Origin of the sequence: Streptomyces shaanxiensis (assembly GCF_039537145.1) — a bacterium.
GTDB lineage: Bacteria > Actinomycetota > Actinomycetes > Streptomycetales > Streptomycetaceae > Streptomyces > Streptomyces shaanxiensis.
On record NZ_BAAAZY010000005.1, the window covers coordinates 293551 to 308464 of the forward strand.

General features: G+C 70.8%; 14 protein-coding genes. 6 read left to right on the forward strand and 8 right to left on the reverse strand.

Going from position 1 to position 14914, the window contains the following annotated elements:
* Nucleotides 1-503: 503 nt before the first annotated feature.
* Nucleotides 504-1265, reverse strand: coding sequence for a phosphoglyceromutase (locus tag ABD932_RS06250; protein WP_126393146.1), 762 nt, complete (start codon nucleotides 1263-1265; stop codon nucleotides 504-506).
* A 242-nt stretch (nucleotides 1266-1507) separates the two neighbouring features.
* On the opposite strand from ABD932_RS06250, the gene ABD932_RS06255 reads away from it, so the two are divergent.
* Nucleotides 1508-2767: an MDR family MFS transporter gene (locus tag ABD932_RS06255; RefSeq protein WP_345009415.1), complete on the forward strand. Its 1260-nt coding sequence runs from the start codon at nucleotides 1508-1510 to the stop codon at nucleotides 2765-2767.
* Between the two features lie 22 nt (nucleotides 2768-2789).
* Here the strand turns inward: ABD932_RS06255 and ABD932_RS06260 are convergent, their stop codons facing one another.
* Nucleotides 2790-3269, reverse strand: a complete 480-nt coding sequence (locus tag ABD932_RS06260) for a DUF2000 family protein (protein ID WP_345009417.1) — start codon at nucleotides 3267-3269, stop codon at nucleotides 2790-2792.
* 49 nt (nucleotides 3270-3318) lie between these two features.
* Here ABD932_RS06260 and ABD932_RS06265 point away from each other — a divergent pair, with 49 nt between their 5' ends.
* Nucleotides 3319-4125 carry a helix-turn-helix transcriptional regulator gene (locus ABD932_RS06265; RefSeq protein WP_345009420.1) on the forward strand — a complete coding sequence of 269 codons (807 nt, stop codon included), beginning with the start codon at nucleotides 3319-3321 and terminating at the stop codon, nucleotides 4123-4125.
* Here ABD932_RS06265 and ABD932_RS06270 read toward each other — a convergent pair.
* From ABD932_RS06270 to mshA, 3 genes are all read right to left on the reverse strand, one after another.
* Entirely contained in the window at nucleotides 4104-5786 is a 1683-nt protein-coding gene (locus tag ABD932_RS06270) for a glycosyl hydrolase family 28-related protein (RefSeq protein ID WP_345009422.1), read from the reverse strand. The two genes, ABD932_RS06265 and ABD932_RS06270, sit on opposite strands and share 22 nt — an antisense overlap.
* A 146-nt stretch (nucleotides 5787-5932) precedes the next feature.
* Nucleotides 5933-6433, reverse strand: a complete 501-nt coding sequence (locus ABD932_RS06275) for a type III secretion system chaperone family protein (protein ID WP_345009424.1) — start codon at nucleotides 6431-6433, stop codon at nucleotides 5933-5935.
* A gap of 7 nt (nucleotides 6434-6440) precedes the next feature.
* On the reverse strand, nucleotides 6441-7781 hold the full coding sequence (gene mshA, locus ABD932_RS06280) for a D-inositol-3-phosphate glycosyltransferase (protein WP_345009636.1): 1341 nt from the start codon (nucleotides 7779-7781) through the stop codon (nucleotides 6441-6443).
* A 434-nt stretch (nucleotides 7782-8215) separates the two neighbouring features.
* Here mshA and ABD932_RS06285 point away from each other — a divergent pair, with 434 nt between their 5' ends.
* The 3 genes from ABD932_RS06285 to ABD932_RS06295 all read left to right on the forward strand — a co-directional run bounded on the left by ABD932_RS06285 (nucleotide 8216) and on the right by ABD932_RS06295 (nucleotide 11836).
* Nucleotides 8216-9007 carry a class I SAM-dependent methyltransferase gene (locus tag ABD932_RS06285; protein ID WP_425587414.1) on the forward strand — a complete coding sequence of 264 codons (792 nt, stop codon included), beginning with the start codon at nucleotides 8216-8218 and terminating at the stop codon, nucleotides 9005-9007.
* 169 nt (nucleotides 9008-9176) lie between these two features.
* Complete coding sequence (locus ABD932_RS06290; RefSeq protein ID WP_345009428.1) at nucleotides 9177-10253, forward strand: C40 family peptidase; 1077 nt, start codon at nucleotides 9177-9179, stop codon at nucleotides 10251-10253.
* A gap of 284 nt (nucleotides 10254-10537) precedes the next feature.
* Nucleotides 10538-11836, forward strand: a complete 1299-nt coding sequence (locus tag ABD932_RS06295; protein WP_345009430.1) for a PP2C family protein-serine/threonine phosphatase — start codon at nucleotides 10538-10540, stop codon at nucleotides 11834-11836.
* A 131-nt stretch (nucleotides 11837-11967) separates the two neighbouring features.
* On the opposite strand, the gene ABD932_RS06300 is transcribed toward ABD932_RS06295, so the two are convergent.
* The 3 genes from ABD932_RS06300 to ABD932_RS06310 form a co-directional block, all read right to left on the reverse strand.
* Nucleotides 11968-12303 carry a DUF2516 family protein gene (locus ABD932_RS06300; RefSeq protein ID WP_175647832.1) on the reverse strand — a complete coding sequence of 112 codons (336 nt, stop codon included), beginning with the start codon at nucleotides 12301-12303 and terminating at the stop codon, nucleotides 11968-11970.
* 141 nt (nucleotides 12304-12444) lie between these two features.
* Nucleotides 12445-13140, reverse strand: coding sequence for a hypothetical protein (locus tag ABD932_RS06305; protein ID WP_345009433.1), 696 nt, complete (start codon nucleotides 13138-13140; stop codon nucleotides 12445-12447).
* A 139-nt stretch (nucleotides 13141-13279) separates the two neighbouring features.
* Entirely contained in the window at nucleotides 13280-13900 is a 621-nt protein-coding gene (locus ABD932_RS06310) for a helix-turn-helix domain-containing protein (protein WP_345009435.1), read from the reverse strand.
* Between the two features lie 226 nt (nucleotides 13901-14126).
* Between ABD932_RS06310 and ABD932_RS06315 the strand changes: the two genes are divergently transcribed.
* Complete coding sequence (locus tag ABD932_RS06315) at nucleotides 14127-14870, forward strand: VOC family protein (protein WP_345009437.1); 744 nt, start codon at nucleotides 14127-14129, stop codon at nucleotides 14868-14870.
* The last annotated feature ends 44 nt before the right edge of the window (nucleotides 14871-14914 follow it).

Here is a 14914-nt window from a genome sequence, read left to right on the forward strand (position 1 = left end):
CCCGCCCGGGGCAGCCGGCGGCGCGCGGGTATGGCCCGGTCGGCTGTCGGGTAGCGAACAACTGCTCGGATCGCCGTTGTACGGGCGCTGGGAGGGGATGCTGCGGTGGCGCAGGACGACCCGCCGGGCGGATGGACCCCGCAAGAGCGCCGGATGTGGGAGGCGTACCGAGTCGGCGAGTGGTGCGAGAACGTGGCCGAGGTCCGCGGCAGCGCGCTCCGCCGTCTTAGGCGCATGCCTAAGGAGCAGTGCACGAGGCGTCAAATATCTGGAACCTTCCAGTCCACTTCGTCGTCCGCAGCGCGTACGCCCAGCCGTCGCCCAGGATGGCAGCCACCACTTGGTCGGCTCGCTCCAGGCGCGTCTTTCCGCTGGTGTTCGTCGTGGCGGTCCGGGTGAGTATCCGCCGCATCTGACCACGACGGGCCCAGAGACGGCCCCGGCACAGCAACAAGCCCCCTACCAGCACAGAACCTGCAGGTAGGGGGCTTGATCGTTCCGTCTTACTTCTTCTTCCCCTGGTTCTTGACCGCCTCAATGGCAGCCGCAGCCGCCTCCGGGTCCAGGTACTTACCCCCCGGCGTCACCGGCTTGAAGTCGGCGTCGAGCTCGTAGTAGAGCGGGATGCCCGTGGGGATGTTCAGGCCGGCGATGTCGGCGTCGGAGATGCCGTCGAGGTGCTTGACCAGGGCGCGGAGCGAGTTGCCGTGGGCGGCTACCAGGACCGTGCGGCCGGACAGGAGGTCGGGGACGATGCCGTCGTACCAGTACGGGAGCATGCGGACGACGACGTCCTTCAGGCACTCCGTGCGCGGGCGCAGCTCCGGGGGGATCGTCGCGTAGCGGGGGTCGGCGGACTGGGAGAACTCCGTGCCGTCCTCGAGCTCGGGCGGCGGGGTGTCGTACGAGCGGCGCCACAGCATGAACTGCTCCTCGCCGAACTCGGCGAGGGTCTGTGCCTTGTCCTTGCCCTGGAGGGCGCCGTAGTGGCGCTCGTTCAGGCGCCAGCTGCGGTGGACCGGGATCCAGTGGCGGTCGGCGGCCTCGAGGGCCAGCTGCGCCGTGCGGATCGCGCGCTTCTGGAGGGACGTGTGGACCACGTCGGGGAGGAGATCGGCGTCCTTCAGGAGTTCGCCACCGCGGACCGCCTCCTTCTCGCCCTTCTCGTTGAGGTTGACGTCCACCCAGCCGGTGAACAGGTTCTTCGCGTTCCATTCGCTCTCGCCGTGGCGGAGGAGGATCAGCTTGTACGGTGCGTCGGCCATGCGTCCGAGCGTAATCGAAGGCTTTGGCCGGGTGCGCCCCGCGCCCGAAGGGCGGACGGTTGACGGGATCTGTTAATCCGGTGGCCTCCCGGGCGGGCGTAATTGTAAGTTGCGGATGCCGGTTGAGGTTCTTACATCCGTGGTCGTAACCGAAGCCGAAGCCGAAGCCGTCGCCGAAGCAGAAGCCGTCGCCGTAGTCGTCGCCGTATCCGTAGCTGTAGCCGTTCCGTGGGGGATCCGCTGTGTCCATCGCCGGTCTGAGACGTGCCACCCGCGAGAGCGTCTCCGGGCTCCCCCGCGAGTTCTGGTGGCTGTGGACCAGCACACTGGTGAACCGGCTCGGGGCCTTCGTGGCCACTTTCATGGCGCTGTACCTCACGATCGACCGCGGCTACTCCGCCTCCTACGCCGGTCTCGTCGCCTCGCTGCACGGCCTCGGCGGCGTCATCTCGTCGATCGGGGCCGGCGTCATGACCGACCGGATCGGCCGGCGGCCCACGCTGCTCATCGCCCAGGCCTCCACCGCCGTGTCCGTGGCCGCGCTCGGCTTCGTGCACCACCCCGTCGCCATCGCCGCCGTCGCCCTCGTCGTCGGCGCCGCCTCCAACGCCTCCCGGCCCGCCGTGCAGGCGATGATGGCCGACATCGTGCGGCCCGAGGACCGGGTGCGGGCCTTCTCGCTCAACTACTGGGCGATCAACCTCGGGTTCGCCGTCTCCTCCATGGCCGCCGGTTTCATCGCCGAGGTCAGCTATCTCGCCGGGTTCCTGATCGAGGCGGGGATGACGGCCGTCTGCGCGGTCGTGGTGTTCGTCAAGCTGCCGGAGTCACGGCCCCGGCGCACGAAGGCGGAGGAGGCGGCCGGCGAGGAGGTCCGGCTCGGCCACGTCCTGCGCGACGGGCGCTTCATGAGCGTCGTCGGGCTGTCCTTCCTCGTCGCCTTCATCTTCCAGCAGGGCTCGGTCGGGCTGCCGGTCGCCATGGGCGGCGCGGGATTCTCACCCGCCGACTACGGTCTCGCCATCGCCGTCAACGGCGTCCTGATCGTCGCCCTGCAGATCCCGGTCACTCGGTTCATCGAGCGGCGCGACACCGGGCGGATCCTCATCGTGTCGTCCCTGCTCGCCGGGTACGGCTTCGGGCTCACCGCGTTCGCCGGGTCGGTCGGCGTCTTCGCGCTGACCGTGTGCGTGTGGACGCTCGGCGAGATGCTGAACGCGCCCACCCAGACCGGGCTCGTCGTCCGCCTCTCCCCCACTCAGGGACGCGGCCGCTACCAGGGCATGTACACCCTGTCCTGGTCGGTGGCGGCCCTGGTCGCTCCCCTCGTGTCCGGCTTCGTCATCGACCGGTTCGGTGCGGAGTGGCTGTGGGGGCTGTGCGCGGTCGTCGGGACGGTGGCGGCGGTCGGGTACGGCGTCCTCATGCGGCGGCTGCCCGCCGAGACCCCGGCCGCGGCCGGGGCGCCCGTCGACGCGAAGTCCGAGGTCAGCACGGCCTGACCGGACCGCCGGCCGCACGGACTCAGGGGTGCATCCGCGCCCCCTTCATCACCTTGTCCACCGCGTTCCGCGGCCCGTACACCGCCAGCCCCACCAGATCCAGCTCCCCCGTCGACACCGCCCGCACGGCCGCCCGGTTGTCGCGGTCGTTGCCGGTGGTGAAGAGGTCGGAGGTGAAGACCGCGCGCGGGAGGGCTCGGGACAGCACGCGCGCGTGGGCCGTCGTCAGCATCTCCTTCGTGCCCTCGAAGACCAGGACCGGCTGGCGGAACATCGGCAGGTAGCCCACCCCGTCCGCGTCCTCGTACGGCTCGCCGATCACCTCGGGGAGCTGCGTTGCCAGGCCGCTGACCAGGAACGCGGTGACGTTCAGGCGCTGCCAGGTCTCCAGGTCCTCGCGCAGCAGGACGGCGATCTTGGTGTCGAAGCGGACGGGTTCCGCAGCGGTGGCGGTCGTGGTGATCGCGGTGGTCGTGGCGGTCGCGTCGCTCGTGTCGTTCATACGGCGAGACTGGCGGCCGCCGTACGCCTCCGTCTTGTACGTTCTTTGCATGGCCGCCGCCCGGAATCGCCAGGAAGTCTCCGCGTGGCGCCCCTCCGTCCCGGGCGTCACCGAGGTCTTCCACGCCCACTTCACCGAGTACGCGTACCCGATGCACGTCCACGAGGCCTGGACGCTGCTCATCGTCGACGACGGCGCCGTGCGCTACGACCTCGACCGGCACGAGCACGGCACCCCGCACGACACGGTGTCCCTCCTCCCGCCGCACGTCCCGCACAACGGCTCCCCCGCCACCCCGCACGGCTTCCGCAAGCGCGTCCTGTACCTGGACAGCACCCGGCTGGGCGACGATCTCATCGGTCCGGCCGTGGACTCCCCCGACCTCCGCGACCCGGTGCTGCGGCTGCGCGTCGGCCAGTTGCACGCCGCCCTCGCGCACCCCGGCGACGAACTGGAGGCGGACAGCCGGCTGACCCTCATCGGCGACCGGCTGCGCGCCCACCTGCGGCCCAGGAGCGTCACCGACATCCCGCGCCGCGACCCCGCGCTCGCCGGGCGGCTGCGTGAACTCCTCGACGAGCGGGTGGTCCAGGGCATCGCCCTCGACGAGGCCGCGGCACTCGTCGAGGCCCATCCCGCCCATCTCGTACGGTCGTTCAGCACGGCGTACGGCATCGCCCCGCACCAGTACCTGATGTCCCGCCGCGTCGACCGCGCCCGCCGGCTGCTCCTGGCGGGCCGGTCGCCGGCCGAGGTGGCCGTCGCGACCGGCTTCTACGACCAGTCCCATCTCACCCGCCACTTCCGGAAGCTGGTGGGCGTGCCACCGGGGCGCTATCGGAACAGCGCGCGCTGAGCGTCGTACAGATTGCGCGGGCGTACGACGTCCGTGGTGCCGTACAGCTCCAGGCGTGAGTGGAGGTCGCCCGCGAAGTCCGGTACGTCGATCTGGTCGAACTCCGTGACCTCGTCGATGCCGACGGTGGCGGAGTACGGTGCCAGGCCGTCGAGGCGGATCATGCCCGCGCGGCCGTTCGTGACCCGGACGTTCCAGTGCGTGAAGCGTGCGCCGAACAGCGGGCCCGCGCTCGCGTCGCCGCCATGGCGGCCGTTGTTGTGGACCGTGATGTCGGTGCGGACGTTGGCGAAGGGCAGACCACGGTGGCTGTCGAAGGTGCCCATCCGCATGTCCCCGCGTGACCAGACGTTGTGGGAGGACAGGCCCTCGACGTTGATGCCGTGGAGCTGGGTGTTCGAGGGGGCCGGGGTGGTGCGGGCCTCGATCGTGAAGTCCTCGATCAGGTTGTCGTGCGAGCCCTCGCGGCAGAAGTAGGGGTGGTGGGTGCCACGGCCCGCCACGCGCGTGTGGCGGAGCGTGCAGGCGGAGGCCGCCACCAGGCCGAAGCCGTTGTCGACGTGGCGGACCGTCACGTCGTGCGCCCAGCAGTCGTAGGCGCATTGGAAGACGACGCCGTTGTGTCCCTTGTCGAGGAGGTGGGGTTGTTGTGAGGTCTCCGTCGCCTCAAGGGTCAGGCCCTCGACGCCCGAGCCGGTCAACTCGGTGGCGTGGGTGGTCAGTTGGGGGTCCCATTCCGGGCGGATGTCGAGCGGGAGCGGGCGTTCCAGGGTGATCTCGCGGCCGTGGACGCGAGTGATGCGGACCGGCCATTCGCAGGGGACGTACGACGTCAGTTTCGTCTTGTCGTCCCAGGTGTAGGCCTCGGGGCCCGGGCCGCCGCCACACATGTGCTCCAGGAGGGTGTGGTCGGCGTCGTCGGCGAGGCGGAGGAGGACCAGGGCGCCGGGGCGCAGCGGCGAGGGGTTCGGGACGGTCACCGTCCAGGAGCCCTGTCGTGCCGGGTCGACCGGTGTGAGCGGGCGCCACTCGTCACGGCGGTTGCCCGTCCAGCCCTCGAAGGGCCAGTTCTTCGCCCTGATCGCGGCCACGAGGGAGTTCCAGCGGGCCTCGGGAGCCAGCCAGATCAGGCCGCCCGCCCAGGACCAGGACGACTTGTCGCCGCCGTAGCGGGAACCGTACGCGCCGATCAGCTCGGTGAGGTTCTTCGTCGCGTGGAGCGTCGTACGGGTGCTGCCGGCGCCGCGGAGGACCACGTTCGAGTGGCCGACGCGGATCACGTCGTCGATGCGGAACGTGCCGGGCGGCAGGGTGACCGTGCCGCCGCCGGCCCTTCCGGCGGCGGCGATGGCACGGTTGATCGCCGGGGCCGAGTCGGTCGTACCGTCCGCCACGGCACCGAAGTCGCGGACGTCGGCGACGACCGGGCGGAGGGGGAAGCGGAGGGCTCCGCCGCGGTGGCCGGCCCGGCCGACGTAGGGGATCTGGGGGTGGGTGAAGGGGGCGCGGGTGAACTCGCGCCAGAGTGAGGGGGTTTGGGGAGCGGCGGCGAGGGCGGGTGCTCCGGTGAGCGTGGTGGCGGCCGCCGCTGTGGCACCGAGGAGGAGACTCCGTCTCGCCATGCCTTGATGCGCGTTGCCCATGTCCGTACGTCCTTCCATGCGGCTCTTCATGGATGTGAACGACGTTCAGAAGTGCGTTGGCCGGTGAGCATGCCACGGGAGCCCTGCACGGGGAAGGGGGTGTGCGGGGGTTGCTTAGTACGGACCTGACGCGGGCCTGGTACGGACCTACTACGGGCCTGAGTTCAGTTGGCGGGGCGCTGGGTCAGATGAGTGAACGCGTCCAGGTTTCGCGTCGACTCGCCGCGCGCGACACGCCACTCGTACTCCTTGCGGATCGCGGACGCGAAGCCCAGCTCCAGGAGGGTGTTGAAGGCGCCGTCCGCCGCTTCCAGGACCTGGCCGAGGAGACGGTCGATCTCGTCGGCGGTGACGGCGGCGAGCGCGAGCTTGGCGGTGACGTAGATGTCGCCGAGCCGGTCGACCGCGTAACTCACGCCGTACAGCTTGAGGTTGCGCTCCAGGAGCCAGCGGTGGACGCCGGGTTCGTTCTCGTCGGGGTGGCGGATGACGAAGGCGTTCAGCGACAGGGAGTGGCGGCCGACAATCAGGGAGACGGTCGTCGACAGTTTGCGCGTGCCGGGGAGCTTGACGACGTAGGTGCCGGGGGCGGGGCTCTCCCACTCCAGCTCGGCGTCCTTCAGGGCTCCCTCGACGACCTGCGCCGTCTTGTGTGCGTCAGTCATCCGTGCGTCACCCATGGTGGGAGCGTACGTGACGCCTGTGGGCCTGGGTCGCGGCGACGTAGACGTCCGCCGTGGCGGCCGCCGCCGCGTCCCAGCCGAAGGACTGGGCGTGCCGGGCCGCGGCCTCGCCCATCCGTGGGGACAGGTGCGGGTCGTCGGCGAAGGCGCGCAGCACGCGCGCGTAGTCGGCCGGGTTGTGGCCCTGCACCAGGAAGCCGGTACGGCCGTCCCGTACGGCCACCGGGAGGCCGCCCACCGCTGCCGCGAGAACCGGTGTACCCGCCGCCTGCGCCTCGATCGCCACCAGCCCGAACGACTCGCTGTACGACGGCATGACCAGCAGCGACGCCGCCCGGAACCAGTCCGCGAGCTGCTCCTGGCCGACTGGCGGGCGGAACCGTACGACATCCGCGATGCCCAGGCGGGCGGCCAGCTTCTGCAGGCCCTCGGGCTTGGCGAGGCCGCTGCCGCTGGGGCCGCCCACGACCGGGACGAGGATGCGGGAGCGAAGCTCGGGGCGCTCGTCCAGGAGGACGGCCACCGCGCGCAGGAGGACGTCGGGGGCCTTGAGGGGCTGGATGCGGCCCGCGAACAGGGGGATCAGGGCATCCTGCGGGAGGTCGAGGCGGGCGCGGGCGGCGGCTCGGCCGTCGGCGGGCGAGAAGCGGGTGAGGTTCACGCCGGGGTGCACTACGGCGACCTTGTCGGGGGCGGCCGCGTAGTGCCGTACGAGTTCGTCCGCCTCTTCGTCCGTGTTGGCGATGAGGCGGTCGGCGGCCGCGACGATCTGGGTCTCGCCGATGACGCGGGCGGCGGGTTCGGGGGTGTCGCCGTCGGCCAGGTTGGCGTTCTTGACCTTGGCCATGGTGTGCATGGCGTGCACCAAGGGGGCGCCCCAGCGCTGGGCCGCCAGCCAGCCGACGTGGCCGGAGAGCCAGTAGTGGGAGTGGACCAGGTCGTAGTAGCCGGGGCGGTGGCCGGCCCAGGCCTGCATCACGCCGTGCGTGAAGGCGCACAGCTGGGCGGGGAGGTCCTCCTTGTTGAGGCCCTCGTAGGGGCCCGCGTCGATGTGGCGGACGAGGACTCCGGGGGCGAGTTCGACGGTCGGGGGGAGGCCCGTGGCCGTCGTGCGCGTGAAGATCTCCACCTCGATGTTGATCGCGGCGAGGCGCTGCGCGAGCTCCACGATGTAGACGTTCATGCCGCCGGCGTCGCCGGTGCCGGGCTGGTGGAGCGGGGAGGTGTGCACGGAGAGCATGGCGACGCGGCGGGGGCGGCGGTGCGGGAGGCGGAGCCGGGGGTGGGTCGCCGGGGAGCGACGCCCGAGCCTGCTGACGTAGTGGCTCACGTGGCGTTCCTCCTTGGCTGCGGGCATGCCGGACGGAGGGTGCGGGCGCCCTCCAAGGGGGTGCAACAGCGGAGGGAGGCATTCCCATTCCGGGCGGGGTGGTTTTTGCCGAGGCATTACCGCGGGTCGCTCAACTGTTCGGGGCTTGGGTGCGTTGCCTGAGATGCCTGCGACGGCCCGTGCGGGTTCGGTGGGGGTGCGCGTTTGCGCACTGGTCGTTCGTCGGGGGTCGGGGCCGCGCCGGGGGGTGTCCGTCCTCGGTCGGGCGGTTGGCGGGGGCCTGGAGGTGCTGTTTCTTGACGCCCGACACTGCGGGCGGACACCCCCCGGCACGTCCCCTGCTCGCCGTTGCGCCAGTGCGGGTGGCACGGCCCAAACGGTCAGAACGGCCGCTTACCCTCGTATGCATGACATCCCGTGCCTCTGCCCGGCCCGTGGGCACCGTTACGCGCGGGACCACCAACCCCAATCGGCTGCGCCGCATGGATCGCTGGATCGCCCATGTACACGGGGGCGAGCTCCGGCGGGCCGCCGATCCTGTCGCGGTCGATCTTGGGTACGGGGCCGCTCCGTGGACCGCGGTGGAGTTGCTCGGGCGGCTGCGTACCGTGGCGCCCCGCGCGCGTGTGGTCGGTGTGGAGATCGAACCGGCTCGGGTCGCCGCCGCCAAGGCTTATGAGCGCGAGGGGCTCGTCTTTCGGCACGGGGGGTTCGAGATTCCCCTCCCGCAGCGGCCGGTGCTGGTGCGTGCGGCGAACGTGCTGCGGCAGTACGAGGAGGGCGAGGTCGCCGGGGTCTGGGAGCGGCTGTGTGCGCGGCTCGCGCCGGCCGATCCGGCCTCGGGGGCGCGGGGCGGGCTGCTCGTCGAGGGGACCTGTGACGAGATCGGGCGCCGGCACGTATGGGTCGCGCTCGGGCCCGAGGGGCCGCGGACGGTGACCTTCGCGACGCGGCTGGGCTCGCTGGAGCGGCCGTCGGATCTCGCCGAGCGGCTGCCGAAGGCGCTGATTCACCGCAATGTTCCCGGGGAGGCCGTGCACGCGTTCCTGCGTGACTTCGACCGTGCCTGGGCCGCCGCCGCGCCCTACGCGTCGTACGGCGCACGTCAGCGCTGGATCCGGGCGGTGCGGGACCTCGCGGGCGACTGGCCGGTGACGGACGGGCCGGGGCGGTGGCGGCAGGGTGAAGTGACGGTGCGGTGGGAGGCGTTGGCACCGCGGAGGTGAGTCCTGCGGGGAACGATCTCCACGAGTCGTTCGTCACAAAGACGGGGAGACCGTCATGACGGGGAGGGAAAGGGGGGAAGCAGACCTCTGTCACTTTGCGCGCTGTCGTGGCACGATCCCCCGGACGCTCGTAAGTTACTGACGGGACATCAGTTTGGGGGCAACAGGTATGGGCTCGGGCAAGCGCGGCCTGGTCGCATCGGCCGTGATCGTCGTCTGTGCGGTCACCGTACTGGCGGCACCAGGCACGGCATTCGCGGCACCCACACCCACCCCGTCACCCAGTTCCCCGTCCTCGACCGCCGTGACGAGCAAGGACCTTGAGGAGGTCCGCCAGAAGCTCGAGAAGCTCTACCACGCCGCGGCCGTCGCCACCGACGAGTACAACGCCGCCGAGGAGGCGGCCGAGAAGCAGTCCGCCGAGATCGTCGCGCTGGCCAAGAGGATCGTCAAAGGCCAGGAGAAGCTCGCCGAGTTGAAGAAACGGGCGGGTGACGCGGCAGCCGCGCAGTACCGCTCGGGCGGGCTGCCCGACGAGGCGAAGCTGATGCTCAGTGACGACCCGCAGGCGTTCCTCGACGGGACGGGCCGGGTGCTGCAGGGTCAGCGCGCCACCAAGGGGATGCTGGCCGAAATGACCCGCATCCAGGAGGACTTGGAGCTCTACGCCCGGGACGCCTCAGCCCAGTGGCACAAGCTGGAGGCGGGCCGCAAGGCCAAGGCCGCCGCCCAGAAGAAGGTCGAGAAGCAGATCAAGGCGGCCGAACAGCTCGAGTCCCGGCTGGAGAAGGCGGAGAAGGAGCGCCTCGCCGAGCTGGAGCGAGAGGCCGCCTACCGGGCGCAGACCGCCTGGCTGGACTCCGGCATCCTGAAGGACCTCGACAGCAAAGCCTCGGAGCAAGGGCGCAAGGCCGTCGAGTACGCCACGGCCCAGCTGGGCAAACCGTACGAATGGGGCGCCGAGGGCCCGAAGACGTACGACTGTTCCGGCCTGACGTCACAGGCGTGGGCGAGCGCCGGGAGCGGCATTCCGCGGACCTCACAGGAGCAGTGGAAGCAGCTGAAGCGCATCGACATCGAGGACATGCGGCCCGGCGACCTCATCATCTACAACGACGACGCCAGCCACGTCGCCCTGTACGTCGGCGACGGCGCCATCATCCACGCCCCGCGCCCGGGGCGGACGGTGACGGTCGCGGGGGCCGGCTCGATGCCGATCCTCGGGGTGGTTCGGCCCGATGCGTGATGATTCAGGGGGTCTTGTGGCAGCCGGGTCGTGACCCTCGCCACGTGACCCACCCCACGTCACTTCCCTCCCCAAACCCGGCGCGGGCGTGACGTTCGTCATCCTCGCCTTCCCGTCGGCCTGTCCAACTGCGGTAGGGAACGCGGCATATGACAGTGGCCGGTGTCGGTGCAGGGTGGCTCACACCATTCCGTTGCGGCGCCGACTACCGCTATGGTCCCCGTCGGTGGATCGAGGTCCCTCGTTCCCACCAGCCCTCGGGGGGAGGGAAGGAACTCAAGACGATGCCCCTACCCATACCGCGGCAGAGAGCCATCCCGGCCGTGGAGAGTGGTCAGGCACCGGCCGCGCCCCCAGGCGGCACCTCCAAGGAAGAGGCCCCGCGTAAGGAAGAGACGGTCGAGAACACCGCCCACACCAACCTGACGCTGCTGCTGATCGAGGACGATCCCGGCGGCTCCGCACTCGTGCCCGAGCTGCTCGACTCGGCCGGCAAGCCGATCCGTGTGCGCACCGCCCGCAACCTCACCGAGGCCGAGCGGCTGCTCACCGACGACGTCCACTGCATCCTGCTGGACCTCGCGCTGCCGGCGCCCGGCCGGGCCGCCGACGACGAGCTGGGCGTGCTCAAGCACGTCCTGGAGCTCGCGCCCCGGCATGCCGTCCTCGCGCTCACCGCCTCCGGCGACGCCGAGCGCGCCGCGGAGGCCGTGCGCGTCGGCGCCCAGGACTACCTCTTCCGGGACGAACTGGACGGGCGGCTGCTGAGCCGCGCGATCCGGTACGCGGTGGAGAGGAAACGTTCCGACACGGCCGAGCGACGGCTTGCCGAGGGCCGGATGCGGGCGCAGGAGAACCGCCGCCTGGAGCGCGGTCTGCTGCCGACGCCGCTACTGGAGGGTTCGTCGCTGCGGTTCGCCGCGCGCTACCGTCCGGGGCGTTCGCGTGCCCTGCTCGGTGGGGACTTCTACGACGTCGTGCGCACCTCCGACGGCACCGTGCACGCCATGATCGGCGACGTCTGCGGGCATGGGCCCGACGAGGCCGCGCTCGGTGTGGAGCTGCGCATCGCCTGGCGGGCGCTGACGCTGGCCGGGCTGTGCGGAGACGCTCTGCTCGGGACGCTCCAGCAGGTCCTGGAGCACGAGCGGGCCGACGAGGAGATCTTCGCGACGCTGTGCACGGTGGATATCGCGCCGGACGGACGGCGGGCGGGGCTGTGTCTCGCGGGGCATCCGTCGCCGCTGCTTGCCCGGCCCGGGCGGCCGGCGCAGCTGTTGCCGTACGACAACAACGGGCCCGCGCTCGGTCTGCTGCCCGGTGCACGGTGGCCGCGGATGGAGGTGAAGCTGGGTGCGGAGTGGAGTCTGATGCTCTACACCGACGGCTTGATCGAGGGTCGGGTCGGCGAGGGCCGGGAGCGGCTCGGTCAGGACGGCATGGTGGAGATGGTGCGCCGGCAGCTGTCTGAGGGGCTGCAGGGGGAGGCGCTGCTGCGGGCCGCCGTCAATGAGGTTCGGGACCTCAATGGGGGCGAGCTGGCGGACGATGTGGCTGTGCTGTTGCTGGACCGGGGGGTCTGAGCGGGGAGTCGCCGTTGCAGGTGCCGGTTTCTACGCCGGCCAACGGTGCATTGTGGCTGGCGCCCACGCGGCGGAGCCGCACATCGACGCAGCCCCGCGCCCCTGTGGGGCGTGCCCCTGAGCGGCGCCGACTAGCGGCCGCCGTTCCACGGGCCGTAGGGGCCGTCGCTGCTGGAGCCGCCCTTTCTGCTGCGGCCGCCGCCCGGGAGGCTCTTGATCGCGGGGCGGACGTCGACCATGTACACGATCGTCGCGATGAGGCCGATGATCGGCAGGAACGACAGGATGTTGAAGATCAGGTTCACCACGAAGGCGAGGCCGAGGATGATCAGCCAGAACGGCTTGCTCTGCTTGTCGGCCGCGCGATAGGCGTCCTCGCGGCGCGTGGCCGCGTCGATCAGCGCGAAGCCGCTGAAAAGGATCAGGGCCATGCTCAGCAGCCACATGAACCCCGCGAAGCCCTGCATCAGCACAACGTCCACCACCTGAATCGGCTCGTACCTACGCGGTCACCGTACCCGCAACCCCAGGGCCGCTACCCGAACAACGGGCCGAGCACTCCGTAAGTGCCCGGCCCGTGTCGAACAGCCCCTGTTCACCCGTCCGTGTTACTTGGCGGGCGGAGTCGTCTTCTTGGCGGGGGTCTTGCGTGCCGTGGTCTTCTTGGCGGTGGCCTTCTTGGCCGGGGTGGCCTCGGCGGCGGCCGGGGTGGCCTCCGCGGGCTTGGCCTCGGCCTTGTCCTCCTTGACCTCGACCGGCTCGGCATTCGGCTCGACGGCCACGGCGAGCTCCTCGATCTCCTCGGCCGCCTCGCCGCGCCAGGTCCTCACGGCCTGCTCGCCGTGCTCGGCGACCTTCTCGTAGGTCTCGCGGGCCTTCACGGCGTACTCGGCGGCGACGCCGACACCGCGCAGCGCGATGTCCTGTGCGGTCTCGCCGAGCTTCTTCAGGTCGGCGTCGATGCTGCTGCCGAACTTCTTGAAGTCCGCGTCCAGGTTGCTGCCGAACTTCTTGATGTCGGCGTCCAGGCTGCCGATGAACTCGTTGACCTTGGCCTGGATGGTCTCCTGCGCCTCCTTGGCCTTGGCACCGGCCTCCTTGGCGCGGGCGGTGGCCTTGTCCTGGACGGCCTTCGGGTCGGTGTTGCGAACGGCCTCGAACCGGGCCGGCGCCTCGGCGCGCAGCTGCTCCACCAGGCCGGGCACCTTCTTGGCCTGCTGGAGGGCCAGGTCGGCGGTGCCGGCGGCGAAGTAGAGCGGGGTCGGGTCGCTGAGGGTCTTACGCAGGTCGTCGGCGATGGCCATGGTGATGGTCCTCCCGGTTTGCTGTGAGGTGAGGGTTTTGGGTTCCGCGGACGGCCGGTCGGCCGGACGGCTGCTCGCCGTCGCGTGCCCTTGCGTGCCTACGCGTGCCTGTCGTGGCGCGCGTACGACCGGTGCTCGGTCAGCCGGCCGACTGCTGCGGGTTGTTCGGGTTCTCCGGGTCGGCGTCGCTGCCGTCGGACGTACGGGTCGTGCGGGTGGTGCGGGACGTGCGGGTGGTGCGCGTCTTGCGGGTCGTACGGCTGCGGCGTACGGCGGCGTCGCTGCCCTGAGCGTCCGCCGTGTCCGCCGCGTCCTCCTGGCTGTCGCTCTGCCGGGTACCCACGTCGGCCAGTCGGACCGCCTCGGACGGCTCGACCACCTCGGCGGCCTCCCCCGTCTCCGGGGATATCCCGAACCCGTTCTCCTTGCGGAAGGATTCGTAGATCTGGAGCAGCACCTGCTTCTGCCGCTCGTTCAGCGTGGGATCGGCGAGGATGACGGCGCGCGTCTCCACCTCGTCCCGGTCCCGCTCGGCGTCGAGGATGCCGGCACGCACGTACAGCGTCTCGGCGGAGATCCGCAGGGCCTTGGCGACCTGCTGCAGCACCTCCGCGCTCGGCTTGCGCAGCCCGCGCTCGATCTGGCTCAGGTACGGATTGGACACCCCGGCGGCGTCGGCGAGTTGCCGCAGTGACAGCTGCGCGTTGCGCCGCTGCTCACGCAGATACTCACCGAGATTGCCGACGTTGAGCGATGCCATGCCTCCACCTTGCCTCAACCCCGCTAACTATTGCAAGCAGCCGCTTGCAAAAGTGCGCCACGCCACGTTGTGTCTCGGCACTTCATCTGCGAGTGAGCGGGTCACCCGGCAGGGCTGAGCGCGCTGGTTGGCACGTTGAGCACGGCGGCCGGTGAGCGAGTCGATCTCTGTTTCGGCGACGATACCGGCGGATGCCGTTGCCGAGCAGGTCCCTAGGATCGTCGGCATGGCACTGCGACCTGCTCATCTGAACATCAAGGCTCTTGACGCCTCGGCGGTCGGCCGGTTCTGGGCGGAAGCGCTCGGCTGGAGTGCTTACAGCGCCGGCGTGAGCACCTACGTCGGCCCCGCCGGCGGACCCGTCTGGCCGGACCCGGTCGTCGTCGGCATCGACGTCGTTCCCGTCCCGGGGCCCAAGACGGCGACGAAGAACCGTGTGCACCTCGATCTCGCCACCACCTCCGCGGCCCATCAGGCGGAGTTGATCGCGCACCTGAAGGCCGGCGGGGCGAGGCCCGTCGACGTGGGCCAGGGCGCCGATGTGCCGTGGACGGTCCTCGCCGACCCGGAGGGCAACGAGTTCTGCGTGCTGGAGCCCCGGGAGATCCACCGGGACACCGGGCCGATCGCCGTGATGGTGGTCGACTGTGCGGATCCGCGGGCCATGGCGCGGTTCTGGGGTGAGGCGATGGACTGGACCCTGCACGAGGTGACCGACGAGCATGCGCTGTTTCGCTCCCCCAAGGGTGTCGGCCCGTATCTCGAGTTCCTCCGCACGCCCGGCGTGAAGACCGTGCCGGACCGCATCCACCTTGACCTGCTGCCGTACCCCGGTGACGACAAGGCAGCGGAGGTGTCCCGGCTGCGGGCCCTCGGCGCCACCGACCTCGACCTCGGCCAGGGCGACGTCCCGTGGACGTGCCTGACCGACCCGGAGGGCCACGAGTTCTGCGTCCTCGCCCCGTCCTGACACTCGGGCGGCTCGGGCGGCTCGGGCGGCTCGGGCGGCGAGAG